At 59.6% G+C, this 22,938-nt stretch carries 21 protein-coding genes and 1 pseudogene; 12 read left to right on the forward strand and 10 right to left on the reverse strand.

All coding sequences use genetic code 11. From position 1 onward, the window contains the following. Nucleotide 1: 1 nt before the first annotated feature. From tssC to H7847_RS23470, 3 genes are read right to left on the reverse strand one after another with little or no spacing between them, the layout of a single operon-like run. The gene (gene tssC, locus H7847_RS23460) at nucleotides 2-1,480 is read right to left on the reverse strand and encodes a type VI secretion system contractile sheath large subunit (protein ID WP_227271923.1); all 1,479 of its coding nucleotides are present in this window, start codon (nucleotides 1,478-1,480) and stop codon (nucleotides 2-4) included. Further along, nucleotides 1,480-1,983: a type VI secretion system contractile sheath small subunit gene (tssB, locus tag H7847_RS23465; protein WP_227271924.1), complete on the reverse strand. Its 504-nt coding sequence runs from the start codon at nucleotides 1,981-1,983 to the stop codon at nucleotides 1,480-1,482. The genes tssC and tssB overlap by 1 nt, the downstream gene beginning before the upstream one ends. Before the next feature lie 47 nt (nucleotides 1,984-2,030). Further along, nucleotides 2,031-3,065 carry a type VI secretion system protein TssA gene (locus tag H7847_RS23470; RefSeq protein ID WP_227271925.1) on the reverse strand — a complete coding sequence of 345 codons (1,035 nt, stop codon included), beginning with the start codon at nucleotides 3,063-3,065 and terminating at the stop codon, nucleotides 2,031-2,033. A 233-nt stretch (nucleotides 3,066-3,298) separates the two neighbouring features. On the opposite strand from H7847_RS23470, the gene tssH reads away from it, so the two are divergent. The 11 genes from tssH to H7847_RS23525 all read left to right on the forward strand — a co-directional run bounded on the left by tssH (nucleotide 3,299) and on the right by H7847_RS23525 (nucleotide 14,989). After that, on the forward strand, nucleotides 3,299-5,887 hold the full coding sequence (gene tssH / locus H7847_RS23475) for a type VI secretion system ATPase TssH (protein ID WP_227271953.1): 2,589 nt from the start codon (nucleotides 3,299-3,301) through the stop codon (nucleotides 5,885-5,887). A gap of 81 nt (nucleotides 5,888-5,968) precedes the next feature. Beyond that, nucleotides 5,969-6,445 (forward strand): Hcp family type VI secretion system effector, encoded by a 477-nt coding sequence (locus H7847_RS23480; protein WP_227271926.1) that lies wholly within the window; start codon nucleotides 5,969-5,971, stop codon nucleotides 6,443-6,445. Between the two features lie 43 nt (nucleotides 6,446-6,488). Next, on the forward strand, nucleotides 6,489-7,289 hold the full coding sequence (locus H7847_RS23485; protein WP_227271927.1) for a hypothetical protein: 801 nt from the start codon (nucleotides 6,489-6,491) through the stop codon (nucleotides 7,287-7,289). A 97-nt stretch (nucleotides 7,290-7,386) separates the two neighbouring features. After that, the gene (locus H7847_RS23490; RefSeq protein WP_227271928.1) at nucleotides 7,387-7,986 is read left to right on the forward strand and encodes a DUF4123 domain-containing protein; all 600 of its coding nucleotides are present in this window, start codon (nucleotides 7,387-7,389) and stop codon (nucleotides 7,984-7,986) included. After that, nucleotides 7,986-8,807 (forward strand): low molecular weight phosphatase family protein, encoded by an 822-nt coding sequence (locus H7847_RS23495; RefSeq protein ID WP_227271929.1) that lies wholly within the window; start codon nucleotides 7,986-7,988, stop codon nucleotides 8,805-8,807. Before H7847_RS23490 ends, H7847_RS23495 begins: the two co-directional genes overlap by 1 nt. A gap of 1 nt (nucleotide 8,808) precedes the next feature. Then, on the forward strand, nucleotides 8,809-10,032 hold the full coding sequence (locus tag H7847_RS23500; RefSeq protein WP_227271930.1) for an HNH/endonuclease VII fold toxin-2 domain-containing protein: 1,224 nt from the start codon (nucleotides 8,809-8,811) through the stop codon (nucleotides 10,030-10,032). Nucleotides 10,033-10,041: 9 nt separating this feature from the next. Next, nucleotides 10,042-11,139: a hypothetical protein gene (locus H7847_RS23505; RefSeq protein WP_227271931.1), complete on the forward strand. Its 1,098-nt coding sequence runs from the start codon at nucleotides 10,042-10,044 to the stop codon at nucleotides 11,137-11,139. A 31-nt stretch (nucleotides 11,140-11,170) separates the two neighbouring features. After that, the gene (locus tag H7847_RS23510) at nucleotides 11,171-13,510 is read left to right on the forward strand and encodes a type VI secretion system Vgr family protein (protein ID WP_227271932.1); all 2,340 of its coding nucleotides are present in this window, start codon (nucleotides 11,171-11,173) and stop codon (nucleotides 13,508-13,510) included. Between the two features lie 52 nt (nucleotides 13,511-13,562). Then, a complete protein-coding gene (locus H7847_RS23515; protein ID WP_227271933.1) occupies nucleotides 13,563-14,024 on the forward strand; it encodes a hypothetical protein in 462 nt (153 codons plus the stop codon). Nucleotides 14,025-14,105: 81 nt separating this feature from the next. Continuing rightward, a complete protein-coding gene (locus H7847_RS23520) occupies nucleotides 14,106-14,390 on the forward strand; it encodes a PAAR domain-containing protein (RefSeq protein WP_227271934.1) in 285 nt (94 codons plus the stop codon). After that, complete coding sequence (locus H7847_RS23525) at nucleotides 14,390-14,989, forward strand: DUF4123 domain-containing protein (RefSeq protein ID WP_227271935.1); 600 nt, start codon at nucleotides 14,390-14,392, stop codon at nucleotides 14,987-14,989. The genes H7847_RS23520 and H7847_RS23525 overlap by 1 nt, the downstream gene beginning before the upstream one ends. Before the next feature lie 80 nt (nucleotides 14,990-15,069). Here H7847_RS23525 and H7847_RS23530 read toward each other — a convergent pair whose 3' ends face one another. From H7847_RS23530 to H7847_RS23555, 6 genes and pseudogenes are all read right to left on the reverse strand, one after another. Continuing rightward, complete coding sequence (locus H7847_RS23530) at nucleotides 15,070-15,327, reverse strand: hypothetical protein (RefSeq protein ID WP_227271936.1); 258 nt, start codon at nucleotides 15,325-15,327, stop codon at nucleotides 15,070-15,072. A 2-nt stretch (nucleotides 15,328-15,329) separates the two neighbouring features. After that, nucleotides 15,330-15,701 carry a hypothetical protein gene (locus tag H7847_RS23535; protein WP_227271937.1) on the reverse strand — a complete coding sequence of 124 codons (372 nt, stop codon included), beginning with the start codon at nucleotides 15,699-15,701 and terminating at the stop codon, nucleotides 15,330-15,332. Further along, nucleotides 15,688-16,239, reverse strand: coding sequence for a hydrolase (locus H7847_RS23540; RefSeq protein WP_227271938.1), 552 nt, complete (start codon nucleotides 16,237-16,239; stop codon nucleotides 15,688-15,690). The genes H7847_RS23535 and H7847_RS23540 overlap by 14 nt, the downstream gene beginning before the upstream one ends. Before the next feature lie 495 nt (nucleotides 16,240-16,734). Next, a pseudogene (locus H7847_RS23545) lies at nucleotides 16,735-17,884 on the reverse strand (GH36-type glycosyl hydrolase domain-containing protein). A 759-nt stretch (nucleotides 17,885-18,643) separates the two neighbouring features. Beyond that, complete coding sequence (locus tag H7847_RS23550; protein WP_227271939.1) at nucleotides 18,644-19,015, reverse strand: hypothetical protein; 372 nt, start codon at nucleotides 19,013-19,015, stop codon at nucleotides 18,644-18,646. A gap of 157 nt (nucleotides 19,016-19,172) precedes the next feature. After that, entirely contained in the window at nucleotides 19,173-20,159 is a 987-nt protein-coding gene (locus H7847_RS23555; protein ID WP_227271940.1) for a universal stress protein, read from the reverse strand. 415 nt (nucleotides 20,160-20,574) lie between these two features. Between H7847_RS23555 and H7847_RS23560 the strand changes: the two genes are divergently transcribed. Further along, complete coding sequence (locus H7847_RS23560; protein WP_227271941.1) at nucleotides 20,575-21,405, forward strand: L,D-transpeptidase family protein; 831 nt, start codon at nucleotides 20,575-20,577, stop codon at nucleotides 21,403-21,405. Nucleotides 21,406-22,411: 1,006 nt separating this feature from the next. Here H7847_RS23560 and H7847_RS23565 read toward each other — a convergent pair. Next, on the reverse strand, nucleotides 22,412-22,885 hold the full coding sequence (locus H7847_RS23565) for an RT0821/Lpp0805 family surface protein (RefSeq protein WP_227271942.1): 474 nt from the start codon (nucleotides 22,883-22,885) through the stop codon (nucleotides 22,412-22,414). Nucleotides 22,886-22,938 lie beyond the last annotated feature (53 nt).

Here is a 22,938-nt window from a genome sequence, read left to right on the forward strand (position 1 = left end):
GTCAGGACTTCTCTGGAATGCGCGCGACCATCCTCAAAGAGGTGGTCAGCTCTTCCATCTGCAGCCATGGGCGCAACCACGCCACAGCGTTGTAGCTGCCCGGCCGTCCCGGAATTTCCTCAACTTTGACCCGCGCGTCCCGCAGCGGATATTTCGCCCGGTTCTCCGCCCCGGCGGCATCGTTTGCGTTGACGTAGTTGTTGATCCATCGGTTCAGCCAATCTTCGCAATCCTCCGGCTCCATGAAGGATCCGATTTTGTCCCGCCCGATGACCTTGAGGTAATGGGCAAACCGGGAGGTCGCCATGATATAGGGTAACCGCGCGGAAATCGCCGCATTGGCCGTGGCCTCGGGTCGGTCATACTTGGCAGGCTTATGGGTGCTTTGAGCGCCGAAGAACACAGCGTAATCGTGGTTCTTGTAGTAGCACAGCGGCAGGAACCCCATCTTGCCAAGCTCCGCATCGCGGCGGTCGGTGATGGCAATCTCGGTCGGGCATTTGATGTCCGTATCGCCTTCGTCCGTGGAAAAGAGATGCATGGGCAGCCCCTCCACCTTGCCGCCATTCTCCGCCCCGCGGATCGCGGTGCACCAGCCGGTCGCCGAAAATGCCTCGGTCAGCCGGGTGCCCATGACATAGGCCGCATTCATCCAGCAGTAGTTGTTATGGGGAATGCGGTCGCCGTCATAGGCAATGGCCTCGTTATAGTCGAACTCGTCGATTGTGCGGGTCGTGGGGCCATAGGGCATCCGGGCCAGCACACGTGGCATGGTCAGGTTGACGAATTTGGAATCTTCGCTCTCCCGGAAGCCGCGCCATTTCGCGTATTCCGTCGCATCAAAGATCTTGGACAGATCGCGCGGCTTGCTCAGCTCCGTATAGTCGTCAAAGCCGAAGAGTTTGGGCGATGCCGCCGAGATGAACGGCGCAAAGGCCGCCGCGGCAACATGGCTGAGGTTGGTCAGACATTCGAGGTCTTCAAAGCTGTTGTTGAATTCGAAATCACCGATCAATGTACCGATGGGTTCGCCGCCCGGCGTGCCGAATTCATCCTCGTAGATCGCCTTGAACAGCCGCGACTGATCAAACTCGACCGCCTTGGACAGATCGCGCCCGATCTCTTTCTTGGACGCGTTCAGCACCCTGATCTTCAGGTTGGAAGAGGTGTTGGAGTTATAGATCAGATGCTGCAAGCCGCGCCAGGACCCTTCAAGGGCACTGAATTCTGGTGACTGCATAATCTCGGCCAGTTGCGCGCTGAGCCGTGCGTCGATCTCTTCGATGGCCTTGGTCAGTGTAATTGTCAGGTTGCGCGAGTAGCTGACCGTGCCGTCCAATGCGGCATCCGTCAGGGTTTTCAGCAACTCCTTGGTGCGGTCCGGCTCGGTCTGGCGCGTGGCACCGATGACCTGATCCAGCAGGCTTTCGTCCTGTTCCGTTTTTGTGGCGACGGCGGCGCCCTGTGTTCCAGCAGCCATTATTTGCCCTCCTCGGTGCCAAGTTCATCCATCAGCTCTTTGAGCGCATCATTGTCCTGCAGCATCTTCTCCAGCAGCACTTCGAGCTCTTCCGAGCGGTCCGCCTTGCTCAGCAGGTCGCGCAGTTGATTGCGGCTCTCCAGCAACTTCTTCAGGGCGGGGACCTGATCCACGACCCGTGCAGGCTCAAAATCCTCCATGGATTTGAACGCCAAATTGACGCGCATGTTCTCATCCTCGTCGGACAGGGTATTGTTGACCTGTAGCGACAGGCCGGGTGTCATCCGCTCCAGCACGTCGTCGAAATTGTCCTTGTCGATCTGCACAAAACCGCGTTCCGAGAACGGCTTGAGCTCCTGCGTGGGCGTGCCGGAAAAATCACCGAGCACGCCGACGACAAAGGGCAATTCCTTTTCCACCATCGCGCCTTCGGTTTCGACTTCGTATTTAATATGGACCCGTGGCTTTCGAACCTGGTCCAATTTGTCGTGAATGCTTGCCATTTAACTTTCTCCTGTTGAAATTTCGGTGCGGGAGGACCGGGTACAGCTTAGTTTGCACCGGTATTGCCAGGTTTGGTCTTGCCAATTCCGGCTGAGGTCATGACAGCCTGACGGGCATTGGGATCAGGGATCAGTTCCTCGATCAGGGTCAGAAAATCCATCCGCCCGCGCCGCACCAGCGTCTCAAGCGTATCGGCAATGGGCGAGTGAGGTTCTGCATGGCGGAAAAACCGCGCAATGCGCAGAAGATGCTCGAAGGCGTCCTCGCGGCTGCGGATCGCGCCAGCGGATGTCTGGGCGGTGACCTCGGACGGTGTCTCGACGACCGGGCTTTCGGATGCGGGTTCAGCTTCCTCAGGCGCTTCACCCAGATCGGCCAAACGTCTCAGAACCGCCTCTGAATCCTCCAGAATTTCCTGAATTTGCGAGAACGGGGGCGCCTCGCGACCCAGTAGTTCCGTCAGGGCCTTGTCACAGGCCTCGATCGCGGTCTGAGCCGCCAAAATATCACTCAGTTTCTCCCGCACTGCGTCCGGTCCCGCCGACGCAAGAGCAGCTGCGGTCTCGGCTTCGGCGCCCGCCTGTGTCGACCACAAACAGGCCTCTCCGTAAGGCACATCAGGGACCAGCGGAAGAAGTCGCAAAGGCTGGATCAATGTCCCCTCTCGACCAGCGCCATTGAGCGATGAAATCATATCAAAAGGACGGTCATCGGCATCCTCGGAATGCGGGTGCAGCATGCGACCGTATACCGTCACCATATCAGTCAAAAGAGCAACCGCGTTAACCATTCCGGCATGACCATTAAGACGTGTTTCAGCTTCGATGAGCCAGATGGCGACCTCGATATCCTTCCCTATTTCACGGATCAGTTTTGTTGCCAGCTCAGCAATTTCTGTCCATTGCGGAGCAACACGCAGATGACGGTCCGAGCGATCTTGTACCTCTTGTTTACGCTCGTCGTCACGCGCGGCAGACCGCAGATCCCTCAACCGACGGTAATCCGCCTGTCCGGCCTGCGAAATGCGCGGATTGTCGCCGACCTCAGACCCGGCGCACCGAATTTCTGATTGGAAAGACACGTTATTATACCCCCAAAGGTAGAACGATGAAATCGTTCATAAACAAATAGTTACGCAACAGACAGCTCCGATTCGCGTTTTCAGACTACACGAACTGCTCCGGTTTGCAGATGAAATTAGTCCTTGAACTACATTCGTCGAGTTGCATGTTTTAAGGCAAGTTAACTGTGGGGAATCGTGGGTGCCGGGACAACCGGCAGCTGATTTTTTGTATCTATGTCTTGCCTGTGTCAGTGATTGATTTGCATAGTCTCATCCGGCGATTGGCGCCGGAGTTGTCGCGCGCTCTCGAAAGCGCAGCGTCACTGGCAGTCCGTAACGGACACAGTTCGATCGAGTTGGAACATTGGATCTTTGCGCTGTCTGAGTCCGAAGCGAAACACGTGATCGAAGCCGCATGCGTTAACCCTTCTCAGGTGCGGGCGGAGGCGTCAAAGTCAATCGAAATGCTGCGCCGCAGCGAGCCCTGCACACCGACCATGTCGCCGCAGATCACCGATCTTGCCCGCGAGGCTTGGGTGGCGACATCGCTGCGTTTTTCGCAGGCTCAAATCAGCGCTGAAATCCTGCTTTTGACACTCAGTTCCGATACGGCGCTGCGCAGTCATTTGCGCCGTGTTGCACCCGCCCTTCTAAAGCTCAATCTCAGTCAGCTGGAACATGTAGCCCAAACCGCCGAAACCACCGGCCAGAGCGATACAATCGCGATGCCCTCTTCGCCGGTTGCGGGCTCGGAAAGTTTTCTTGAGACCTACGCACATGACCTCACCGCGCAAGCCCGCGCCGGTGACGTCGACCGCATCGTGGGACGGGACGCAGAGCTGCGCCAGATGGTGGATATCCTGCTGCGCCGGCGGCAGAACAACCCCATCCTTCTGGGGGAGGCCGGTGTGGGCAAAACCGCGGTGGTTGAAGCATTTGCTGTCATGATTGCGGAAAAGCGCGCACCCGGATCATTGGCCGATGTCACGCTCTACACCCTTGATATGAACCTGTTGCAGGCCGGTGCCGGTGTGAAGGGCGAGTTCGAGCGCCGCCTGACCGGTGTGCTGGATGAGGTCCGCGCCAGCCCCACACCGATCATCCTTTTCATCGACGAGGCGCACAGCCTGATTGGCGCTGGTGGACAGGCGGGGCAGGGAGATGCTGCAAACATCCTCAAACCCGCGCTGGCCCGTGGTGAGCTGCGGACCATCGCGGCAACCACCTGGAGCGAGTACAAAAAGCACTTTGAGAAAGATCCGGCACTCACCCGCCGCTTTCAACCGGTCAAAGTGGATGAGCCCGACATTGATACCGCCATCCGCATGCTGCGGGCGGTTGTGAAACGCTTCGAAGATCATCACGGCATCGCGATCAGAGAAAGCGCCCTGCGCGCTGCAGTGGAACTTTCCGCGCGCTATCTGCCTGAACGCCAGCTGCCTGACAAGGCCGTCAGCGTGATCGACACTGCCGCTGCCGCCGTCAGGTTGAGCCGCGACGTGGATCCTGACGCGCTGCAGGCCCACCAGATCGAAGCGGATCATCTGCGCGCTGAACTGGACCGCTTGCAATCCGAACCGCCAACCGCTGGTGCGCCGCGCGACATCACCCGATTGACCCAACGTCTGGCCCGCGCCCAGCAGGCCGCAGAGGTGATCGCTGCCGAATTGGCGGAACAACGTGCACTGGCTGATGCCGCCGATCACGCCGCTGCCAGCGGCGCAGCCGATGCGCTGACGCAGCTTGGGACCCTTGAAAAGCAGCTACAGAAAGCGGGCGGGGAAAACCCGCTGGTCAGTCGGGTTGTGGATGCCGAAGCAATTGCCCAGGTGATTGGCCGCTGGACCGGTGTGCCCACAGGTCGGCTGTTGCGCAGCCAGATCGCCGCCGTCGGCACCCTTGCGGACCGCGTGAAAACCCGCGTGATTGGGCAGGATGCCGCCATTGACACGCTCAGCGAGGCGATGCGCGTGGCGCGGGCGGGTCTCAACGATGCGCGCCGTCCACAGGGTGTTTTCCTGATGGTCGGGACATCCGGTGTGGGCAAGACGGAAACCGCGCTGGCTCTGGCGGATGAGCTTTACGGCGGCCCCCAGGGGCTGACCGTCATCAACATGTCGGAGTTCAAGGAAGAGCACAAAGTCTCACTTCTGATGGGCTCGCCTCCGGGCTACGTCGGATATGGTGAGGGGGGCGTGCTGACCGAAGCGGTGCGTCGTCGGCCCTATGGTGTGTTGCTGCTGGATGAGATCGACAAGGCACATCCGGGCGTGCAGGATATCTTCTATCAGGTGTTCGACAAGGGCAGCCTGCGCGACGGCGAAGGACGTGATGTTGATTTCCGGAACACCACGATCCTGATGACCGCCAATAGCGGGACAGAAACCCTGGCCACACTGGCCGAAGACCCTGAGACACTACCAGAAGCCCATCACATCCCCGATCTGTTGAAGCCGGAACTTCTGGAGCAGTTTAAACCGGCGTTTCTGGGCCGGTTGACCTTAGTGCCCTTTTTGCCGCTGGACGCAGGGACGATGGCCAAGATCGTCGACCTGCAACTGGCCAAGATCGCCGACCGCGTCCAGGGCAACTATCAAGCCCGTACGGAGGTGACCCGGGCCGCCCGCGCACGTCTTGCAGCGCTCGCGCAGAGCGGTGACACGGGTGCCCGTGCAATTGAAACCATGCTGGCGCGCGATGTTTTGCCGCGCATTGCCGACCTTTTCCTGAATTCGGTGGCGGGTGGGTTTGTCCCGCGCGCCATCGAGATTGGCGTCGCCCCAGACGGAACCGGGTTCACCGTTTCCGCCCTCGGCAAGAGGAGGCGCCTTGCAAGCTGAAAGGAAGGCCGCCCTTGGTCTCCCTTTCCTTCTCATCCTCGACTTTCACGACCGAATTTCAATGTATTAAGGAGCAAGATCATGCCGATTTATCTGCAAATGGATGGAATTTCCGGTGATGCAACCCATGAGACGCATCGTGCCTGGATGGACATCGAAACCATGCACTGGAACGTGACGCGCAACATGACTACGCAGGCCGGCTCGACCGCGAACCGCGAGGCGTCAGAACCTACAGTGTCCGAAGTTGTTCTCACCAAGGTGACCGACAGCTCCTCTACCCGTCTCTTTGGAGAGGCCTGCTCGGGCTGTACGGGCAAAACCGTCACCATCCATTTGGTCACGACCGGGAATCCCGGTGACACCTATGTGGAGTACATTCTGACCAACACGCTGGTTTCGAACTACTCCGTCGACACCTCCGGTGACCGCCCGATTGAAACCATCCGGCTGAACTTTACCAAGATGGAAGTGAAGTACACACCACATGATGAAAACCACAGCCCGCAGTCGCCCATGATCGCATCCTACGATCTGACAACGACACGCGCGGCCTGAGCCAGCAACAAGGGACCAGACGTTCCCGGCAGGGGGCTGTCTGGTGCCTGTTTCCAACATTTGTGGTGGCCGCCTGACCGGTTATCTGGCGGGCGGCCCCGCTCCTTCAGCGACCTTACCCAACGGACTGCAAGGAATGAAACAAATGCCAGACTGCAACCACGCGCCAAAGATCGCCCGCAGCCCCGCTGTGAAAAACCTTTCCGCCGTCGCGCGCGCGCGACGGGACGCCTTTTGGGACCGGCGGGAAAGCACGCGTGCCGCGCGCGACTGGACAAACTATACCGATGGCGGACATTGGATGGGGTCAGGAAAGGACCCCAGCCTGCTGAGCAAGCAGGAATTGTCGGCAAGGTCTACCAACGCGCTTCATCTGTCGTGGCCCACGAACGGCTATCTGCAGAAGTCCCGCAAGCAGACCAGTGAAATCAATTTCAAAATGAGCGTCATGGCCGGGATCATCTCGGCGATTGGAACCCGCGGTGCCCGGCTTGGAAAAAGTATCGGTGTCAGCATCGGCACAAACTGGCTGCTGGATCAAGCGGGCGGTATTCGCGTCCGTCGCGGCTGGCCCTACGCCCTCGAGTTCGGTTGGCCTTCCGCCATCACCAGTCGGCCATCTTGCCGTGAACCTATTGTAAATCTTTCGTTCGACCGCCATGAGACGCTGCGCGATAAGAACGGCACGGCACAATACTTCAAGACGTACAGCCATAAAGAAGATCGCGCCTCGGAGTGGTCGCCCGACATGCTTTGGACGTTTGTATCGGCCGTCACCGGGACCACGGATGGCAAGACGCGCATTGTTTGTCCGGATGGGGGTGTGCTGGTGCATTCTGACTGATCCTAACCGCAGGATTTCAACAAGGCAGTAGGTATATGGTATTTTGCAGCACAATACGGATGACAGATTTACAGTGTTGCGCGAAAGGCGGCCCTGGATGACGGCCTTTGTCCATCCTTTGGCGCGCAGCCTGCATGTCGCGGCGGCCCTTGGTGATGCGATCGTATTCCTGTGTCCGCGCCGGGGTCTGACCTTTGATGCACCCGGTGCGGCGTTGTCACAGGCGCTCTTTGCTACCCCTTCACAAACCCGCGCCCTCTTGGTCGATGGCGCCCGTGGGGCGGCGGTACTGGAAGCGGCGCACGCTCGCGGTCTGCGCATGCTGCCCCTTTACCCCGATGATGTGGAGCCTGAGCTTTTGGCCGTGGCACCAAGGTTGATCCCTGTGACCGATCGGCACGATCTCGACGCGCTGTTTCCGCTTTTTTGGGAACAGGGTCTGGCGAGCGCCGTGTTGGCGCAAAGCGATATCGGCACCCTGCGCGCGCATCTGTCCCGGCAGATTTATGCGGAAACGCCTGAGGGCGAAATCTGTGTGCTGCGGTTTCACGATCCAAGGGTGTTGCGCCGCCTGAGAGCCGTGCTGGATCAGGATCAATCCGATCAGCTCTTTGGCGACATCATCGACAGCTTCGTGTTTGAGGATGGCACCGGAGCGCTGGCCCGCTATGTCCATGCGCCGGAAAGTGACGCGTGATGATCCGCCTCACCCCCGAACAGGTGCTCGCCCTGCAAAACGAAGCGCTGCACAGCTTTGCCACCCGCGTGGTGGAGGAACTGCCCGGCTACCGGGGGCCGATGACCGCCGGGCGATCCCAGAAGACATTGTTTCGCGCAACGACCGCCGCCATCGACCGGGCGCAAACTTTCGAAATCGAAACCGAGCGTGCGCTGTTTCTCTATGTGAATATCGCCATGTCTCTGGGCGCTGCATTTGACAGCGACCCGGCCGTTCCTTGGGCGCATGATATCCTGACCGACAAGGCCTACATCGGTGGTCGTGAAAGGATCGATGACCTCTGGAATACCTACATCGACTACTGCGATGCGGTGATGGTGGCGGAGGGCGCCGAAGAGGTCCCGCTTTTCCCGGTGGAAGCGTACCGCGCCTTTGCCGATCTGCCGCCACCCCCCGCAGACGACGGGACACTGGCACCTATTCTGGCCGATTTTCGCCGGATTTGGCCCGAAAAAGCGGATCTGATGTCTCGCGATGACCTGCGCATTATGGTGCGTGAGATGGGCGCGCGGGCGACGGATCTGGGCTTGACCGACACCTCGGCCAAATGGCGGTTCGGTCGGATCGGGTTTCTGCTAGGCTACGCCTGGGACGCGGACCCGCTGCACGACTGGGCCTGGCCTATTCTGCGCGACGCGGGCCGCGGCATGAAGGATGCCGAGGTGATGAACCACATTGAAACCGGGTTACATGAGAATGTTCTGAAGCCCGCGTTGGAATGGATCGACGAAAATGATCGTGACGATTTGAATCCGGTGGACCAAAGGGAGACCGCTTGACATGGCCCGTCGCCCGCCCTTTGACGCCGATAACGCCATCGGCTTTTGCGAGACCTGCCCCGGCAGACCACCCTCGAACTGCCGCGATGAACGCGGCGCAATCGAAAGCCGCTGCGAAGTGGGCCGCCGGGAAAGCAACCGTTTCTTTGATGGGCGTCAGCGGTTCAACAACCGACGCAGCCGACCCGGACGCCGCAACCGCACCGTGCAGGCCCGCCGGATGACGTGGAAAGACAAGCACTGCGGCGTGGCGCTTTTTCAACTGGGCGGGCCAAATGTGCGGGATCGGATTGATGATCTGACGAGACAGGTGGATGCCTACTTCGAAGATATCATAGAATATGCTGAAGAGCTGGGCGCAAACATCGCCGGCGATGCTGTGACCCGCTATGGTGCTGCCGCAACTGGGCGCTACGTGGGGTCGGCGTTCTGTGGTCCGGCCGTCAAGGTCTGCGCCGGGGCCATGACCGTTGTCAACGCAGTCCACGGGGTCTGGAGCATTTTTTCAACCGGCATCACACTTGCCCAAGCGACCACGCAAATCAACGACACGATCAACCGCCTCTCTGCCATTCGCGGCAACGCGGAGGTAATCCTGCGCGCCGCTCAGAACCCCGGAGAGTTGCCGGAGATTCAGCGCGAGCTCTCCGAACAGATGTCGGCTCTTGCCCAGGCAGACCCCTGTCTGAATGCGCGGCGGTGTTACATGGTGCCCTACACCAGCCAAGGGCGGCAGGGTCCGGGTGCCGAGCTGGACATGGGCAGCGCCGCCCTCTCGCCCGGCGGCAGCCCGGGGCTTTTTGATGCGGGCATGCTGGATTTGTCAGACAGCCGGGGGTGTTGCCCGGGCCAGACCGGTCACCACCTGCTGCCCCGCGCGATGGTTGCCCACTGCCCGGGCTACAATCACGGGGCCGCTCCCACGGTCTGCGTCGAAGGGGCAACGCAGCGCATGGGCAGCCATGGGCGGGTTCATGATGCGACAGATGAATTACTAAAAGAAAATCACGGCGACGGGCAGCCCATGACAATGAGCAGCGCAATAAACCTTGTCACGGATGCTTATGCAGATAGCGAGGTTGGCGACCATTGCGATCCCGATTGCATCAAGCAGCAATTGCAGGACTACTACAATGACCTGGGCTGCACCCCAATGCCGCGCGACAGCAACGGGAATCTGGTCGGGCCTTCTGAAGAAACAGACGACGAAAACGATCTCGATTAAGGAGAAACCATGGAGAATTGGCGAAAGGCATTGGACGGCATGGTGATCACGAAAGCCGCGATCGTGGATAACACCACCTTTGCGTTCGTGGCTGATTGGAACGAGACCATACCGGGCAACACACCTCGCGCACGTCTGATCAGCGCCAACCTCAAAACCGGGAATTGGGGGTACAAGGGGTATCGCGGCGGGTCGATGCACATGGCGCGGGTGGCGGGAGGCCGGAACCAGAATGGCAACCGCCATACCCTTTTTGTAACCGCTGGTGGTGAAGTGTCGTCTTTTGAATACAAGGACGGCCCCAACGGGCTCGAGGAAAAAATGCCGCAAGGTGGCGCGCGCGCGGTAAAGTTCTTTGGCCAGCACTTTTATGCCGCGGGCGGCGGGCGTGGATTTTTTCGCCGAAAAGGCCCAGGTGACTGGGATGTGATCAGTCATACGCCTCATACCGACCGCGCGACCGATCCGGGTCCCTTCAGCGCCATGGACGGCTACGCAGAGGACGACATCTACCTTTGGTATAGGGGTCCATATGATAAGAACGCAACCGACCGTCGCAGAGGCCTTGAGCATTGGAACGGGTCCGAGTTCACGCAAATCCCGCTGCCCAAGGAGGTGTTCGAAAACGTCCCCTGGGCCCCGTTCAGCGCGTATGACATCTGCTGCGCACCGGAGGGCAAGGTGTTTCTGTCCGGCGGGAAAGGCGAATTGCTGATGGGCGGTCGCGACGGGTTTGTGGTCCTTCTGGAACAGCGCGAACGAGCTTGGCCCGTCACGAATATCCAATGGTTCAAGGGCACGCTCTACGGGGCCACAGATGCCGCGCTCCATGTTTTCGATTTCGACAAGCGCGCATGGCGTCCGGCGCTCTTTCCCGGGGATGAGGGCGCGCCGACCGCGTTTCCCTATATCGACGCCAACGAAGACGTGATGCTGGTGGCGGGCGGCTTTGGCGCGTCGATCTATGACGGAGAGACATGGACCCGTATCGCCGGTGATGTGACCCCGCTCGACGTCACGCGCCTGCAACTGATGGAACGTCAGGCTCAGGACGTCAAAGAACTGCGCGATATTCTGCACGACAAGGTTCAGGAACAGAACCGATAACCCCTTTTCACCCCGCCTACGGGAGATTGCCATGAACGCTCCGAATTACATTCAAGCCGACCGCATCCTGCGCATCGAAGGGCTTTTGGGCTCGGATCAGCTATTGGCGGAACGCCTCGATCTGCGCGAGGAAGTCAGTGCCCTCTTCGAAGGGGTGGTGCAGGTTCGCTCCAAGCTCAATGACCTCGCCCCAGATCAGGTCGTGGGCCACACCACCGACATCTCGCTGGAACTGGGGCAAGGGGAGCGGCGCGCGTGGAATGTGCTGATCACCGATATGGCCGTGGGCCCCAAGGTCACGCGCGGGCTTCAAAGCTACCGGCTGACGCTGCGCCCGCAGATGTGGCTGCTCAGCCAGAAGAGCGATTGTCGCATCTGGCTCGACAAGACCGCGATCGAGGTCTGCGAGACGCTGCTGTCCGAACATGGCCTGCCCGCGCCAGACACCTCGGGCGTGGTGGAAGCACCGCAACCGCAGCACTACTCCGTCCAGTACAATGAAACCGATCTGGCCTATCTGACGCGGCGGTTGGAGGAGGACGGGATTTTCTACTGGTTCACACATCAGCCCGGCCAGCATGTGCTGCACATCGCCTCTCACACGGCCGGTTATACAGGGGGCGAAGACGTGCGCTTTGCCCATGGCTCGACCGACCGCAACCACATCAACCACTTTGAGACGCGGTTCCGCTATACCCCCGGTGTGCGCACGGCCCGCGACTGGAATTTCAAGACCCCCGGCACCGTGCCAGAGGGGACAGCGCCGTCAACGGTCGCCCTGCCCTCCAACGGCAATTACGAGCTGTTCGAGTACCCGATGATTGGCGGCTACGGCACGGGCAAAGCGTCTGACGCGATCGAGGCCGCCCGGATCGAAACCCAGGCCAAGCTGCGCATGCAGGCCTCCGAAGTGGAGCATCGGCAGGTCGATGGCGCCTCCAACCAACGCACGCTCGCCCCGGCGGCCAAATTTACGCCCTTTGATGTGGCCAACCCCGAAAACACCTTTGACGAACACGTCATTCTGGCCATGGAACATACGGTTGTCGATTCCAGCTATGAAACCGGCGGACGTGACCCCGACTACCAGAACCGCTTTGTCGCGTTGCCCGCTGCAGTGCCTGCCACGCCGCACCGCACCACGCCCCGTCCGCGCATCGACGGCACCCAGGTTGCGGTGGTTGCGGGCCCCGCAGGCGAGGAAATTCACCCCGATGAATACGGCCGTATCAAACTGTGGTTTCCCTGGGATCGGCGCGCGGCCAGGGACGGCTCTGACACCTGCTGGGTGCGCGCAATGCAGAACTGGGCGGGGGCGGGTTACGGCGGCCAGGTCATTCCCCGCATCGGGATGGAGGTGATGGTCACCTACCTTGAGGGTGACCCGGACCGTCCCGTCGTCACCGGCGTCGTCCCCAACGAACGTCAGGCTGTTCCCTACGACCTGCCAGGCAACAAGACCCGGACCGTGCTGCGCTCCAACACCCACAAGGGCGATGGCTTCAACGAGATTTCCTTTGAAGATGAAAACGGTCAGGAAGACCTGTTCCTGCATGCGCAAAAGGACATGACGCAAAAGATCCTCAACAACCAATCCGCCAATATCGGGGCCAACCGGGTCGAAACCGTCGGCCAGAGCCAAACCCTGCAAGTCGGCGATAATATGGTGGAGCGCATCGGGCGCAACCGCAACGTGACCGTCGGGGGCCGCGCGATTCAGATGCTCACGTTTCTCAGCCCGCTCTTGCAGGCCGGGGGGCGCATGTTTCAACGCGCAGGCCAGCGCACCGGCGCGGATGCCATCACCGATGTGGCGGGGGATTTTACCGGTGATGTCAACATCGCCAATGAGGCCGCGATGCTGTTGGGGACCGGTGGCTTTCAGCAATCGGGCGCGCACCGGCAGGGCCAGGGCACCGCGCAGGCCAGCCAGGCCGCGTCGCTTGCGGGCCGTGCTGCGGGGCTGATCGCGGGATCCGGCCTGCTCAACAGCTTTGTCGAACGCATCCGCACCGACACCGTGGGCGTCGCCCGTACCGAGCACATCGGCGTGGCGAAAAACACCGTTGTCGGCAACATGCAGTCCACCTCCGTCGGCAAGACCAAGAAACTCGCGGTCGGTGAAACCTATGACTACGAGGCGCGCCAGTCGATCTTTGGCCGAACCGTCAACCACACGCTCTCGGCCACCGACACATTCCGCATCTCCGGTCCCGGCGGGACACTCATCATCGACAGCTCCGGGGTGACCATCAAGACCAGCCACTTCAAGGTCAAATCCCCCAGCGTCGATTTCACCTCCGGCTCGCCCGATCAGGTAGAGGCGCTGCAGTCGGATAAACCCTTTGTTCAGGAGTGCAAGGAAAGCTGACCGATGCGCATGCCGTCCGATCAGATGGCCCTTTGGAGTGAGATGTGTGAGAATGGGAATAACCAACGATGAAACGCACTACCTGCGCTGCATCTTCAGGGCCGGCAAGCCCGATGATCTGGCTGTGCTTGCGACAGCTTTGGACATGCGGGAGGGATATGTCGAACCCGAGAGACCAGACGAACGCTGTGACGACCTTGAAGGAAAGCAAAACGGCGGCAGTTACTTTCTGACGAAGGGGGATTTCAGCGTCATGCTGAGCGCAAACATCTGGAATTGGACGTCGGATCAGATCGACACTGCCTTGCTAACGGCATCCACCAGAGGCATCGCAGTTGCCGTGCCCGATGACGAAGGTGATGTTCCGGATTTCCCCGTCTATATCAGTGGGCGTCGCATCCGGGCCGTGCTGGAACATGATGAAGTATTCGACGACCATCTACTGATACGTCCGAAATCGGAGCGGCAGAACCTGCCGCGTCCTGATAAATCCGAGGATATCAAAAATGTGTAAGACGATATTGCCCAAACCCCGTCGCAACCCGCTGAAAATGGCTGCGGCTTCCCCTGTTCATTCCGTCGAGGAGTTGTTCTGATGTCCTCCAAACCTGTCGCCCTTCTGGGCCATTTGCATGTCTGCCCCAAAATGCGTGGGGGCGGGCCGATCACCTTTGCGGGGCAATCCCACGTACGTGTCAACGGCATTCCCGTGGCCGTTCAGGGTGGTATATGCCTCTGCGATGGCACCCCGGGCCCCGACGCGCTGGTCCAGGGGTCGACCAAGGTCCGCATCAATGGCATGGGTGTCATGCGCGTTGGTGATAAGACCGGCCACGATGGGCAAATCGTCGTGGGCGTGCCGAACACGAAGTTCTGCTGATGTCCAACGATCTGGCGTCCCTGTTTCCGCATGATCCGATCAAAGCGCAGCGCGAGGACAGGCTGCGCACCCTTTTGTTTGATCTGCCCGACAATGCAGACGGCGAACCGGTCCGCAGCTACCTGTTGCTCGATGCCGCGGCCGCACCCGAGATTGCGACCTATGCCGAGGCTTTCCCGGAGCCCGCTCAATGTCTTTTTGATGGCGCGGCCTTTGACGATTTAGCCGAAGTCGCCCCATGGCTGATCCAAGTTGAATCCTTCGGGGACGCTCTGGACTGGTATCTCGATAAAGGCTGGGGCCAGAACTGGGGGGTGTTCGTTCAGACCGCCCTGCCCCTTGCGCGGCTCAAGACCCGTCTGAAAAGCCATCTCTTTGTCTCCAGTGAGCCACAGGGAAAGATGTTCTTCAAGTTCTATCGCCCGCGTACTCTGAGGGATTACCTGCCCGCCTTCGAGGCTGACCAACTCAAAAACTTCTTTTTCAAGCTGGAGGCCTATGTGATCGAAGGCACAGAGGTGAACGATGCCATCCGGCTTGCCTGTGACGCGGAAGGCGCCCTGGTGCGGGATCTAGTCGATCTGCAAGCCGAGGGATGACAACCGCACCGTCACTCTAGTACCAGCTGGCACCGACTGTGTATCACGGCATGGTAGACCAACTGCATGATCCAAAGCACTCAGGGCAAGCGCGCCGCAAATACTGCCACAGGCAGATGCGGCAAGGGTGTCCCGGGGGATTTGGGGAAACGAACGCGACCGATGCTGACCGCCCTTGATGCAACCGTCGTGGTAGAAGATTTACGCTTCCCCCCGGCAGCCGTCTGGAAGAACTCAACGAGCTTTACCTTGATCCGCTGGAGATGGGTGCGATTGCCTTTGCCCGCCGCTTGAAAGCCCCCCGTACCCAAAATCATCAACGCAACAAAGCCGCTCAAGGTCAGTCTTTTTTGAGGATCATCGCCAGCCGAATGGTTGCGGCGAGGATCGCCTGCGACAGAACCGGCGAGCGACCTGATCCGATCGCGGCATCGTTGTCGCGCCTGTCGTTTTCCCGCAAAGTGCAGTGCCAGTGGCCGTCCTTGTCATTGGCGCGTCCATGGATGTGCACCGCCCAATTCGGAAAAGCCTGATCCGCAATGTGGATGGCTGTATCTGTGACGCTAATGCGCTCGGCCAGATTGTGTTCTGACGCTGTCGCCTCAGGCAGCAGAAACGCAAGGCCCCCGGCCACGCCGCCGAAATCCGCTACCGTCAGATCTGAGCGTGTTTCCAGCTCATCGATCAAGATGTCCAGTTCAGGATCCTTCATCCTTCATTCTCCCTCGCTTTTCGGGGTCCATGTCAATTTCCGCGACACCGACCACATAGTTCTTTCCATAGGCGCGCGCGCATCTCGGGCAGGTGGTATAGAACATGAAAATACGTCCAACCTCGTGCCCCATTACCTGCGCCGCAATCCCCATTTCATGCACCCAGTCGGGGGACTTGCGATAGGGCCCCTCGAAAACGCGCGTTATGAGATCCCCGGACAGTGTAGTCATTTCTTCCTCTGGAACCGTTGTCGTGACCGCGAATAAGTGTTCTCCCTCTGATGCAGAGAGATCGCGGCTCAGAACAAGGGTTCCGTCAGGATCCTGCGCACCTGAGTCTTCGATGTGTCCCTGAACCCGTGTGAAAACCCGGCCCATATTGATCGGCACATGCAACAGGCTGCGTGTTGTGGCGCAGACAAACAATTTGTTCTGAAAATGCAGATGGCGACCTTCCCACCCCGTCGGATCAAAGCGCGGGCAGCATCCCGTTTGGGGTGCGGAAATCTCCATCTTTGGCAGCGCATTGGTTTGCATGAGACACTCTTCCATCGGTCAGCAATCTACATTCTTTCCCGTTTCGAAGGGGCCGGATTGATATTCGTCATGCTGTGGCATGATTTCGAAAATCTCTTTCGTGCCCGACCAGAGTGTCAGTGCCGCGCAAGGTGCCACGTACCGATATACATGCCGCATTTCCGGGGACCTATCCGCCTCGCTTGGGACGGCCCTTGGTTGGTGTTGCACGCTCCTCTCCTTCGACAGCGACACGACGAGCTTGACCCGCACCCGGAAACGGCACCGTTGCTGACGGCCAGCGCTGACCATCCACAGTAATGGGTTGCGCGCCCGCCGGGTTTTGTTCTGGCCAAAGATACTGATCTCGAGGCGACCCTGCGGTCCGTTCAATATCACCTTGGCACTGTCCCACCCCTTTGGCAGGCATGGTTCAATGCAAGTCGCGCCCGCCTTGGGCTTCAAGCCCAATATGCCCGCAAAGGCCAACTGCCAGTTCCAGCCTGCAGCACCCGTCTACCAGGACCGCGCGCCCTGCCTGCTACGCGCCCCGGCCCCTGACACATCGCCTGTCAGAACGTAAGGTTCTCTGCGATAATGATCGGCGCCTTCTGTATCGGCGGCGCGACGTATCGGGTTGATGATGTCAAAGACCTGGTAGGCACGGTCACCATCCCCGACCGCGGCATAGGCCACCCCAAGCCAGGTCGCCGCATGGGTATACTGGCCCCCGTTTTCCCGGATGCCCGGTGGATAGGCTTGAATATAGCCTGGATCGCGATCCGTTTGGTCAAAAGGCGGCGTAAGAAGCCGTATCAGCCGCGCCTCTTTATCCACCAACTGATCCTGTGTCGATTGCAAGGCCTGATACGCGCGATCCTCAACCGGGTCGCCTGCCAGCACAGACCAGGCTTGCGCAATCAGGTCGATCCGACATTCATCGTTCTCGCTGGCTCCCCAGGGCACACCCTCATCGTCAAAGGCCCGGACGTCCCATGCACCGTCCCATGCATGTTGCGTCAAGGCCCGGCCCAGCCTGCCAGCATGCTCCCGCCAGCGGTCGGCGTCATCGCCATGTCCGGCCTGCTCGGCCAGCGGCGCAAACAGCCCCACGGTGGCGATCTGAAACCAGGCGAGCCAGACACTTTCGCCCGGACCGCCGTCACCGATCCGGTCCATGCCGTCGTTCCAGCCGACCGCGCCCATCAAGGGAAGCCCGTGCGATCCAGTCGCCATCATGCGGTTCAGGACGCGCGCGCAGTGATCATAGAGCGGTGCACTTTCGCCTGTGTCGAACAAGGCATAGCTGTCGTTTTCCTCGGGGCGCAACTCCGGTGCGGAGAGAACCGAAACCACCGCGTTGAGGATATCTGCATCCGCCGTTGCATCCACGTAGCGTGCAGTCACAAACACCAGCCAAAGATAGTCGTCCGTGCAGCGGGTACGTACGCCGCGACCTGCGGGCGGATGCCACCAGTGCAGCACATCGCCCTCTTCAAATTGGTGGCGCGCGGCCAAGAGGATCTGGTGCCGAATCGCTGTGCAGCAGCGCCAGAACATCCTGCAATTGATCCCTGAAACCGAAAGCCCCGCCAGCCTGATAAAATCCCGCGCGCGCCATGATGCGGCAGGATCGGTTCTGATAAGGCAGCCACCTGTTGACCATGAGATCAAAGACCGGATCCGGGGTTTTCACCTGAACGGCACCAAGGCGGTCATTCCAGGTCTGCTTCAGCCGTTGGTGCGACGCTTCAAATTCGGACGGGCTTTTCCACTTCCGCACCGCCGCGGGCAGGCTGGTGTCCTCCGCAACCTCTCCCAGGGCAAAGACCACCTCGGCGGTTTGGAGAAATCCATTTCGGGTAGGGGCTCGGGGCTGGTCATTTTTGTGATGATCCAGTGTACGGCCCAGACGCCGAAGACCGAGGCCGGCACCAGCGAAATCAGGAGACCGGAAACCCGCTGAAGCAGTGTTGCATCATGGAACCCGAGATAAGCCAGCGGTACCAGCAACGCGGCAAAGACACCCAGAACCAGGCTCAATGCATAAGACTGATCGCGCCCAGCGCTCAGCCAGCGACGCAGACGAGACAGAGGCGCTACCCGACAGCCAAACTCTGTCTCCAGCAACACAAAACCATCGCCGATCAGCCAGTGACCAACATGGGAACGAAGGGATCCGGCATCCTGCAGTCGACATTTTTTGAAAGCTTGCCGCGCAACCTCCTGCTCTGAGAAGTCACAGCGCTGTGCCAGCCTTTCGACAGCGGTCCGATATCTGTCCCGCGTCTCAAAGGTCATGTTCCGATAGATATCCGCCGGGTCCCTGCGAAGTTCCGCTTCGATGCGACTGGTCTCGTCTACAAAATCGGCCCATGTCATCGTATTGACCACGATCAGGTTGGTGATGGCCTGCGCGGTCCGGTCAACAGGGTCGGAGATGTCTGCGTTTTCCGTGCCGCGGTAAGACGTATCTGTGGGCCAGATCCGCTTCAATTGCGCTGAACGCAAAAAACAGTCGCTCGATGCAAACAAGCCGCAGCATTGACGGCAATGCCCATAACTCGGCATTGGTCAGGCTGGATGTCCGTTGATAGGCCTGAATGAAACTGGTCAGGTCGGCCAGGGTAAGTTGTGGTCGCAGGGCATCGAAGATTTCCTGCGATAGCTCGAACACGCGTGGGAGACGCGCGCCCTGGGGATCATCCAACGTCAACAGTTTTCGATAGAAGGCCGGTGGCATGTCCTCCTTGAGACCAAGAAAAGCGCGGGCGATCTGGTAGTCGTTATCCAGCAACCAATCTGCTGCCCGATCTTATTCCGGCGGGGGGTCTGCGCAATAGCCGCAGATCTTATCAAGCCAGCCCGTCAAAGACACCACCGCGCCAAGCCTGTCGATCATCGCCGGAGGTCCTACGACGATTCTGTGACGCGCTGCCAAAGCGCCTGGGCAATCAACCTCGCTTTGCGCTTCTGCCGTCGCGGTCATGCCGGACCATCAACACCGGAACCTCGGCCCGATCAAGAATGAAATGGGCAACGTCTCCAACCGGCACGTCACTGTGTTCGCCCTGCCCATGGGTTGCCATGACCACGAGATCTACGCCTTCCTTTTCTCCCATTGCAAGGAGCACGCGTCTGGCATCGCCACTCGGCACAATGCGGGTTGAAATCTGCAAGTTGTGATGCGCCAGTCTATTCGTGATCCTGTTCAGATGAGCCCTGCCGGCGCGCGTGTTTCTCTTTATAACCGCCTCATTCAGTTCCACCGCTCTGCTGTCGATGACACCAAATTCGGTCAGGCCCGGTTCTGGCGCGACATAGAACAACAGGAGTGCCGCATTTTCTGCTTTGGCCAGCGTGACGGCCTGCCCCAGCGCCCTTTCCGAACGGGTCGAGCCGTCAATTGGAACCAAAATACGCCGGATCCCCTGCCTCGCTGACCATTCGGAACTGTCGGGGATCATCAGAATGGCCGCACTCTGCGAATTCAATACACCGAGGATGGTATCATCAAACTGCCAGCACCCCTGGTCGCGGGACCGCAGCGCAGCGGCGATATCTCCTTTTCTGGCTTCCACGCAGGCCGATATCTGATCGAATAGTCGTCCCTCAAAAAGATGTGGTTCGGCTTTCTCCTCTTTTCGATCCAGAGGTTCCGCCAGACGTGCCGGACACTTCAACGCGGTTCGTTTCTTGATGTCCCATTCCACTGGATCGATCAAGCTGCTGTTGTCGGCGGGGGGTGTCATAACCCGCAAAAGCACAACATGCCCGCCGAATGCCTGTGCCACCATCTGCGCGTGCCAGAGCGCTGCCACGTTCTTTTGATCCGGCCCGATGAAAACCAAGACGTTGGACCTATCGGCCCTCTCGGGGTCTTCCCGGTGCGTGGATGCTGTCGCCGTGCGGGGCCGTGGTATCTTTGATCCTACTGCCATTGTCGCAATCTCCCTTTGAACTGGATCGCTCCGGCGCTGACCGCCAGAGTAAGATCAATGAGATACGGACATTCGGCACCTGTCCGATCCGAACAGCGTCAGGCAAGCGGACTGCCGTTTCCGCGGGGCGGCAGCAGATGGTCTTTTTCAGCAAGTTAGGTGTTGGGGAGGCCAGCCTATTGAGCCAGATCAAAGCTCCGCCCGGTTAGTCGATTGTGTTTGGCGGCCTGTCTTGCCATGCAGCCCTGCTGCGGTGCGGATCGCCAAAGAAGGAGATGGTGCGAAGGGGGTGCCAGATACTTTTCGCAAACTGCTGGCACTTGACCTATCTCAAATTCCCGGCCCCGGCGCGTGATATCCGGCAACCGTGGCGGATCAGGATAAGGAACCCATGCTCATTTTTTGCACCCAAACCATGCGCATCGGTTTTTGGTCCCGCCGGTCTCGCGGGGGTATCGGCGCCGGAACGGCAGATCTCATCTCCAAGACTTGTCGGCTTTTGCAAATCTGGGTCTGCGCCCTTGCCGTCATCGGAACCCTTGGCGCTGCCTCCGAGACCCCGGTGCCAAAAGGCAGCTCTGAATTTCAGGGCGCCCTTGACCGTCTCGGTGTCCCGTATCAGGTGCCACGAAGGGGCAAGGCGATCCTCGTCAATATTCCCGCTTTCGAATTGATTGCCTTTGAAGATGGCCTGCCTACATTGCGAAGCCGGGTTATCGTGGGCACATCCTGGAACCCGACGCCATTGCTGGAAACGACGACGAAAACGGTTCGTTTTCGCCCGACCTGGCGCCCAACCCGATCAATGATCGCAAGTGGCGAATACCGCGACAGGATATGGCCGCCCGGTCCGCAAAACCCTCTGGGGCTCGCGGCGATCAGGTTCGCGGCACAGATACCCATCTATCTACATGACACGAACCGCCGCGATCTTTTTGACCGCGAGGTGCGGGCTCTTTCCCATGGATGCATACGGGTGGAACGATGGGACATTCTTGTTGCCTGGACGCTCGACATGGATCTTTCGGAGGTGCACCGGCTTGCCAACGGACCGGCAACGCTGGATGTCGCAACGCCGGCCATCCCGGTGCGTGTCGGCTATTTCCTGACTTTCCCGGATGCGACCGGTGCGCCGGTCACCTATGACGATGTGTATGGGCGCGGTGTTGGTCAAACGTCCGGGGGGTCGGATCTGCCCCGTGCGCAGTTTGCCTGCAGCGCCCATGACGAACGTGACGTGAGATAGCCGGTCTCCGCATCCCTGTACCGACAGAACGGGTTTGTGCAGACCCCCACCGGCGCGCCACCCCGGCTAGAGCACTGATTCCGCCCTTCAAGACCGCGCTACTGCGGGGACCCGCCGCCGCCAATGCCGCAAGACACTCAGGGGGAAACCTGGGATGGTTTCTCTTCAAAAAACAGTCGGACGGCACCGCGCACATGTGAGAGCCCGTCGTAGTGGCGCGCAACATCTGAACTGCACTGCGTGGCAACAAACCCTTGTTTTGCATGGGCCGGACTGCAGCCCAGCGCAACGCCCAGAATTGCCGAGTTCAAAATCTTCATCTGATTTCCCTTCCCGCTTTGGAGCCTGCATACCCTGGTCCATCGGCATACTACACTTGACGGATAGACGATTTGATGGGTGGCAAATTGATAAGGGTCAATTGCAGCGAATGCTGCCCGGCGGTGGAGTTTCGCAGCGCTTACGTTCAACTTGGGCAAACCTTTGTGCAGTTGGCTGGTCAGAAATTGCGAGATTGGGCGTGATACAAACCACCCGCTTACTTTGGTGATCCACGAAAAGTCCGCCAAGATTGAGAACCGTATTTCGAACCACACAACGCGCGATCTGCAGCGCTGTAGCGGCATCCACAACTGAAGCCGCACCCACGAGAATGCGCATTTTGATACAGAAACAGAACGCATGCCGAACCACCCCGTGCCCGATCAACACAGGCGACATCTGCAACCAGTCTGCGCACGCGGCGTCCCTCAAATCGCGCTGCAGCAAAGGTTGTTCACATTGAAAGGCGCGGTCAGTCCACCCTGATCGCCGGTAAGACGGTCGTAAAAAGGCATACGCCTAGGCGCCGGAGTGACGAAGATGAGTTTGGTGCGGGCCAAAGTCCGGGGCGTTGCGGGGAGATGCTGTTGGCCAGGATGTCAACGCCGCGGCGCGCATCCCTGTTGACTTTGTCAACAAACGATCAGGCCCACAAAAGGTTGCACCGCACACAAACCCGTTCGGACTAGCTGACAAGCCGCCAGGTACCATTGGGCTGGCGACAGGCAATTCCGGTTCCCGTGCCGCGGCGACCATCAACCGATATGGTCTGACGATACTCGCGGCAGTACTGTCCGCTGCTCGATGTACCGTCCCGCAGTGCCGTCACCGTGCCAAGGTTTCCCGTGCCGGGATTGTTCCAGCGGATCGTCTCGCCAAGCTCTGCCCCATGCGCACGTCTGACGGCCTCATTCGCACGCAGCCTGTCGGTATCGTCCATGGAACGACCGATCTCGCTGCCTAGAAGCGTGCCGATCAGCACGCCGGCACCAGTTGCGGCCAGCCGGCCATCACCGCGTCCGAACTGCGCGCCGAGCATGCCACCAAGCGCTGCACCCGTCAGACCCCCCGTTGTTTCGCGTGGCCCGTAGTCAGCCGGTGTACACCCGGCAAGCGAAACAACAGACAACGCGCAAATCACACTTCTGAGAACAATCATATCTCGGAACTCCTCCAAAGAACCTAAGAACGAATATGAGGTCGATCGCTGTT

It is taken from the genome of Roseobacter weihaiensis (assembly GCF_020622345.1).
Classification (GTDB): Bacteria; Pseudomonadota; Alphaproteobacteria; order Rhodobacterales; family Rhodobacteraceae; genus Roseobacter; species Roseobacter weihaiensis.

Bases quoted from the DNA above. Each gene is read 5' to 3' on its own strand.
- H7847_RS23540 (WP_227271938.1), bottom strand. From the start codon at position 16,239: ATGCAAACCAATGCGCTGCCAAAGATGGAGATTTCCGCACCCCAAACG.
- H7847_RS23500 (WP_227271930.1), top strand. From the start codon at position 8,809: ATGGCCCGTCGCCCGCCCTTTGACGCCGATAACGCCATCGGCTTTTGC.
- H7847_RS23560 (WP_227271941.1), top strand. From the start codon at position 20,575: ATGCGCATCGGTTTTTGGTCCCGCCGGTCTCGCGGGGGTATCGGCGCC.
- H7847_RS23510 (WP_227271932.1), top strand. From the start codon at position 11,171: ATGAACGCTCCGAATTACATTCAAGCCGACCGCATCCTGCGCATCGAA.
- H7847_RS23520 (WP_227271934.1), top strand. From the start codon at position 14,106: ATGTCCTCCAAACCTGTCGCCCTTCTGGGCCATTTGCATGTCTGCCCC.
- H7847_RS23480 (WP_227271926.1), top strand. From the start codon at position 5,969: ATGCCGATTTATCTGCAAATGGATGGAATTTCCGGTGATGCAACCCAT.
- H7847_RS23495 (WP_227271929.1), top strand. From the start codon at position 7,986: ATGATCCGCCTCACCCCCGAACAGGTGCTCGCCCTGCAAAACGAAGCG.
- H7847_RS23555 (WP_227271940.1), bottom strand. From the start codon at position 20,159: ATGGCAGTAGGATCAAAGATACCACGGCCCCGCACGGCGACAGCATCC.
- H7847_RS23525 (WP_227271935.1), top strand. From the start codon at position 14,390: ATGTCCAACGATCTGGCGTCCCTGTTTCCGCATGATCCGATCAAAGCG.
- H7847_RS23565 (WP_227271942.1), bottom strand. From the start codon at position 22,885: ATGATTGTTCTCAGAAGTGTGATTTGCGCGTTGTCTGTTGTTTCGCTT.
- H7847_RS23515 (WP_227271933.1), top strand. From the start codon at position 13,563: ATGGGAATAACCAACGATGAAACGCACTACCTGCGCTGCATCTTCAGG.
- H7847_RS23490 (WP_227271928.1), top strand. From the start codon at position 7,387: ATGACGGCCTTTGTCCATCCTTTGGCGCGCAGCCTGCATGTCGCGGCG.
- H7847_RS23505 (WP_227271931.1), top strand. From the start codon at position 10,042: ATGGAGAATTGGCGAAAGGCATTGGACGGCATGGTGATCACGAAAGCC.
- tssC (WP_227271923.1), bottom strand. From the start codon at position 1,480: ATGGCTGCTGGAACACAGGGCGCCGCCGTCGCCACAAAAACGGAACAG.
- tssB (WP_227271924.1), bottom strand. From the start codon at position 1,983: ATGGCAAGCATTCACGACAAATTGGACCAGGTTCGAAAGCCACGGGTC.
- H7847_RS23535 (WP_227271937.1), bottom strand. From the start codon at position 15,701: ATGAAGGATCCTGAACTGGACATCTTGATCGATGAGCTGGAAACACGC.